This window comes from Cyanobium sp. Cruz-8D1 (assembly GCF_024345975.1).
Classification (GTDB): Bacteria; Cyanobacteriota; Cyanobacteriia; order PCC-6307; family Cyanobiaceae; genus Cyanobium.
In genome coordinates this window covers 1-4,966 of sequence record NZ_JAGQCD010000085.1, presented here as the reverse complement: position 1 = coordinate 4,966, position 4,966 = coordinate 1, and the positions used below count along the sequence as shown (strand labels likewise).

Annotated in this window: 4 protein-coding genes and 3 pseudogenes; 4 read left to right on the top strand and 3 right to left on the bottom strand. The window is 65.0% G+C overall.

What is annotated here, in order from left to right; all coding sequences use genetic code 11:
• Positions 1–127, top strand: a pseudogene (locus tag KBZ33_RS21010) (IS630 family transposase); the annotation flags it as partial.
• Here KBZ33_RS21010 and KBZ33_RS21005 read toward each other — a convergent pair.
• Positions 124–252, bottom strand: a complete 129-nt coding sequence (locus tag KBZ33_RS21005; RefSeq protein ID WP_255011963.1) for a hypothetical protein — start codon at positions 250–252, stop codon at positions 124–126. The pseudogene KBZ33_RS21010 and the gene KBZ33_RS21005 overlap by 4 nt on opposite strands.
• A 43-nt stretch (positions 253–295) precedes the next feature.
• On the opposite strand from KBZ33_RS21005, the gene KBZ33_RS21000 reads away from it, so the two are divergent.
• Positions 296–667 carry a hypothetical protein gene (locus KBZ33_RS21000; RefSeq protein ID WP_255011962.1) on the top strand — a complete coding sequence of 124 codons (372 nt, stop codon included), beginning with the start codon at positions 296–298 and terminating at the stop codon, positions 665–667.
• A 70-nt stretch (positions 668–737) separates the two neighbouring features.
• On the opposite strand, the gene KBZ33_RS20995 is transcribed toward KBZ33_RS21000, so the two are convergent.
• Together KBZ33_RS20995 and KBZ33_RS20990 are read right to left on the bottom strand one after the other, a co-directional pair.
• Positions 738–1,691 carry a fatty acid desaturase gene (locus KBZ33_RS20995; protein WP_255011964.1) on the bottom strand — a complete coding sequence of 318 codons (954 nt, stop codon included), beginning with the start codon at positions 1,689–1,691 and terminating at the stop codon, positions 738–740.
• Positions 1,692–2,167: 476 nt separating this feature from the next.
• A pseudogene (locus KBZ33_RS20990) lies at positions 2,168–2,371 on the bottom strand (IS5/IS1182 family transposase); the annotation flags it as partial.
• 142 nt (positions 2,372–2,513) lie between these two features.
• On the opposite strand from KBZ33_RS20990, the gene KBZ33_RS21960 reads away from it, so the two are divergent.
• Positions 2,514–3,929 (top strand): Mu transposase domain-containing protein, encoded by a 1,416-nt coding sequence (locus KBZ33_RS21960; RefSeq protein WP_396108955.1) that lies wholly within the window; start codon positions 2,514–2,516, stop codon positions 3,927–3,929.
• Positions 3,832–4,530: pseudogene (gene istB, locus KBZ33_RS20985) on the top strand (IS21-like element helper ATPase IstB); the annotation flags it as partial. The gene KBZ33_RS21960 and the pseudogene istB, both read left to right, overlap by 98 nt.
• Positions 4,531–4,966 lie beyond the last annotated feature (436 nt).

Below are 4,966 nucleotides of genomic sequence, written 5' to 3'. Positions count from 1 at the left end.
CAGGATCGAGCAGTTCGTGGCGGCATATAACAAGAACACAGCTCCATTCACCTGGACGGCTACGGCGGATTCAATCTTGGAAAAGATTCAGCGTCTTTGCTCTCGTATCTCTGGGACAGAACACTAGGCGGGCTTCCTGTCGATGGCCGCCTCACTGGTGAGCAGCGCCGCAGCAGCGATGGCACCCAGTTGCTGTGTGACGCCCTGATCCTGCGGATCGAGCCGCAGCACCACTGGCTCGGGATCTACCAAGGCGATCCGGTGGATCCCACGAGCCTGCAGTGCCCCCGATCGCGTGGCGTTGGGCGAGCTGAGCAATGCCACCTGCTGGTTCTATCCCACGCACGACGGCACCTTTCTGTGCTGGGAGCGTGGCCTACGCCTCAGCCTGCAGCCGGGCTCGATCGCTGATTGTCCCGAGGAGCTGAGTTCGGCGCCTTACGACCGCAGCAGGATCTCCGTGCTTTGGAGCCTGCTGGGCGACGATGCCAGCCTCACCTGTGTGGGGCTCACCTACGGCGACCAACGCCTCGACTGGCCGCTTCGATCGCTCAACCCTGAACCGATGGCGACCTGGGGCCGATTTCGCGTCGACAGCCAGGCCGACCACAGCCTTGTTCTGGGGGATTGTCTGACACTGTTTGCTGCCTCATCGACGGAGTCCTGAGGAGTCAGGAACTTTTAAGGAACCACACGTCCAGACGTGACGTAGAAAGCCTGGCCATGACAGCGAAAGTTCAGGCTTGATAGAAAAAGCCCTCACCAGGAATCACCTGGCGCACCACCGAGCAGCGGCTGGCGACCCTCCACAGCGCCTGATGGATGGGGGTGGAGTCGTAACGCACCAACTGCGGAAACTGTTGCCTCAGCAAAGCAGTACCGCGCCAGGCGTTGTAGTGGGGGATGCAAGGGTTGATGTGATGGCACACATGGGTGGCCCCAATGCCGTGGTGGAGAAAGTTGAGCACCGGGCCGTAGGGACGATCCACCGTCTGCAGGGCACCCTTGGCCCAGGTCCAGTCGCCGCTCGCGAAGTGGGGAATGTCGAGATCGGTGTGATGCAGCCAGGTATAGCCCACCAGCCAGGCGTTGATCACCAGGTAGGGCAGGCCATAGACACACAGCACCCGCGCCGGCGACCACTGGATTGCGGCCAGCCCCAGGAGCAACAGCATCGCCAGCACGCCGAGATTGGAGCGCAGCATCGATCCGCGGAAGGAGTCGGGGAACAGTGGCCTGTGACCATTGCGAAACGGTGCCCCGGGCCAGAAGTGGGAGGTAGGCGCGCCGTAGTCAGATCCACCCGTCACGCCGAAGAGCAGATAGAGCGGCCAGCCGAGCAGCAGATGGATCACCAACGCCCGGCTGCCGGAGAGGACGCTTCCCAGCCGCCGGTTCATCGCGAGAATCAGCTGGCCCGTCTTCGACTCCGCCCGTGGCGGCACATGGGTTTCGCCTCCCTCAAGGTGGTTGCAGTGGGCATGGTGCACGGCGTGGCTGCGCTGCCAGGCGAAGTAAGGCACGAGCAGCAGGCTGTGAAGCACGAACCCCACCAGCGCCTCGACACGACGGTTGGGATGGAACGCATGATGGCCGCACTCATGGGCGATGACCCAGCAGCCCATGGCCACGGTGCCGGTGACCAGCCCGTAGACAAGCCAGATGATGGCCGCGCCAGGGGCAAGGGGGATCTGGGTACCGAGCCCGTAGGCCAGTAACGAGAGGGCGAGGGAGAGCCCCAGACTGGACCAGGCCTTGCGGGGATTGAGCTCAAGCAGCTCGGACGGCAGGGTGGACAGCAGCTCGGCCTTGCTCGGAGGGGAGGTTGAAAAGGTGGGCTGGGAAACGGCCAGGTACCGCGGATCTGCATCACGTTAGACATCGCTGGACTGCCGCCGCTCCCGAGCCAGCCGGAGCACAACGCGTTGATTGACCATCAAGCAGCAGTTCAGCTGGCAGAGCGAACGCCATGACAGAGAAGAATCCTTACTGCGCCGAAGCGGGGCTTGTTCCAATTGACGGTATGGGATTTGAGCCAGCCCAGGGTGCTGTTGCCAGGGGCACACCGACCTGGATGGCGATGACCACGGGGAGGCCTGTGAATCACGGCACTGACAGGGGGGGGACGACGGTTACGGGAACAGGAACCTCCTAGAGCCACCATCGGCAGAAGCGAGGCCAGCAGCAGCTGGTCCGGTGGAACCGATGGTCGTCCTTCTGACGCGTACAGCCTGCAGAAGGTGGGATTGAGCCGATCGAGAGCCTGGTCCGCCAGCTTGCGAATCCGCCTGAGCGGATGGCTGGCCGGGATCCGCTCCTCGATCGAAACGTAGGAGAACAAGGAGCCGCTTCGCTCCTGTTGGCCTCGCATCAACGAATGGGCAGTTGATCCATTCTCGCAGAGGTGGCTGGGTTTTTCAGCTGCAACCCGAGGGCAACAGCAGCAGCCTGGACGGCGGTGGCGCACCCGAGCTGATCCGCTGGCGGACGTGTGGGACACCGTGCTGGTGCCGATGCTCGAGAAGGCACCGCAACTGGAACCCCAGACCCTGCTTCTGCACCTGGAGCAGATCAGGCCAGGTGAGGAGTGGTTTCGCCGCAAGCGGACCCTGCAGCGCCGCGTCGAGCAGTGGCGGGCCCTGCACGGGCCGGCGCAGGAGGTGATGTTCCTGCAGGAGCACCGGCTGTTCCACTTCCGCCTGCCCTATTCGGGCTGGTGCCATGTGGCGGTGATCCACGGCGGTGAGAGCTTTGTTGCCCTGTCCGAGGCTCTACAGAACGCTCTCGCTCTTTGCGGTGGGGTGCCGGCGGAGCACCGCACCGACAGCCTGAGTGCCTGCTTCCGCAACCGCGACGGCAGCTACGCCGGCGACTACACCAGCCGCTACCGCGAACTTTGCGCCCACCTGGGCGTGATCGCCACCCGTAACAACCGCGGGGTAGCCCACGAGAACGGTGCCATCGAGGGTCCGCACCGGCACTGGAAACACCGGCTGGAGCAGCAACTGATCCAGCGCGGCAGCCGTGATTTCGCCACCGAGGCCGACTACCGGCAGCTGGTCGCCCAGGTCACCGCCACCCTCAACAGCCGCCACCAGGTGCAGGGGAACCTGGAGATCGAGCGGCTGCACCTGCAGCCGTTGCCGGTGGAGCGCTTTGCCGACTACGAACCGCTGGTGGTGCGGGTGCGGAGCACCAGCACGATCGAGGTGCGCTCGGTCACCTACAGCGTCCCCTCACGGCTGATCGGCCAGCAGCTGACGGTGCACCTGCGCCATGACCGGCTGGATCTGTTCCTGCGCAGCCAGTTCGTCCAAACCCTGCCGCGCTTGCACCGGCAAGCGGGCCAGATCGGGCCCCTGCGGCGGATCGATTTCCGCCACGTGATCGAGAGCCTGCGCCGCAAACCCCGGGCGCTGCTGCGTGCCCAGCTGCAGACCGACCTACTCCCAGGAGAGAACTGGCGGCAGCTATGGCGCCAGCTGCTGGCGGCCCTGCCGCCGGATGAGGCGGCCAAGGTCATGGTGGACGCCCTCCATGTCGCCGCCAGAACCGACGATCTGGTCGATGTGGAGCGCTATCTGCGCCGTCAGCTCCGCCGCAGCGAGCTGAGCCTCACGGCTCTGCGTGATCACTACGGCCTGCGGCCCCCCAGGGGCCTTGCGGCCCTGCCCCAGCTCGACATCTCCGAACACACCCTCAGCAGCTATGACGAACTCCTGGTTGGAACCCCCGAGCAGGCCGGCGCTGGAAACGGCTCTGCCATCGCTGTTGAAACAGTTGAAACTGCCCCAGTTCCGCAGCCAGTGGCAGGCGACCGAGCAGCAGGCCACAGCCGATGGCTGGAGTCCAGCCAGCTACCTCTATGTGCTGGCGGAGCAGGAACACCAGCAGCGGCATCAAGCCCGTCAGCGGCGGCTGTTGCATGAGGCCCAGCTGCCGGTCCCCCTAGCCCACAGGGCTTCCGCGCAGCGGTAGACCCTGGCGGACTACGACTGGAACGCCATCCCGGATCTGGAGCGTCCTCAGATCGAGCAGCTCGCCCACGACACCGGCTGGCTGGAGAGGGCCGAGAACCTGCTGCTGTTTGGCCCCAGCGGTGTGGGCAAAACCCACCTGGCGGCGGGCATCTGCCGCAGCCTGATCGCCCTGGACCGCACGGCCCGCTTCTTCTCCGCCACCACGCTGGTGCAGGAGCTGCAGCGCGCCAAAGCCGATTACGCCCTGGCCAAGGCCCTGACCCGACTGGATCGCTTTGCCCTGCTGGTGATCGATGACATCGGCTACGTCCGCAAGGACGAGGCCGAGACCTCGGTGCTGTTCGAGCTGGTGATGCACCGCTACGAGCGCAGATCCCTGTTGGTGACCAGCAACCAGCCGTTCAGCGAGTGGGAGAACGTCTTCTGCACCAGCGCCATGACCGTGGCAGCGGTGGACCGGCTGGTGGACCACAGCACGCTGATTCAGATCAATGGCGAGAGCTACCGCCGCAAACGGGCACGGCGGATTGACCGCTCCAGCGCAGGCTGATTCGTCGCCGCGACCAGGCGTCAATTACCCGCCAACCACAAGCCAACCCCTGGCGCCAGGTGCCGGTGATGAGCTCCGCGCTGCCGTCGGACCGTGGGGTCCGCCGGCTCGTGCGCTCCGCTGCAGCGCTCAGGCGGGACAGCAGCAAGAGCACCGGCCAACGGGCTTGACGCCTGGGGCCGATCAGAAGATCCCGGCTCCATGGCAGTGGACCTGGACAGGGTGGGCCAGGTGTCATACCGCTTGCGGTGGCTCACTTTTCGCTGTCGCCTCCCCCTGCCATGGCAGGGGGAGGACCCGGGGTAACCCGCAGGGCCGACTGAAAGTCAGTCACAAGGCCGATTGCGGTGCCTTTATTGGGCTGCTGTCCTCGGTTGGATTGCTCCTCTCTCTTGTCCAAGCCCGCGTCGCCTTCTGATCTGATCGGCTTTCTGCA

Excerpts from the sequence above, each read along its gene's own strand:
- KBZ33_RS21960 (WP_396108955.1), top strand. The coding sequence starts at position 2,514 with ATGCTCGAGAAGGCACCGCAACTGGAACCCCAGACCCTGCTTCTGCAC.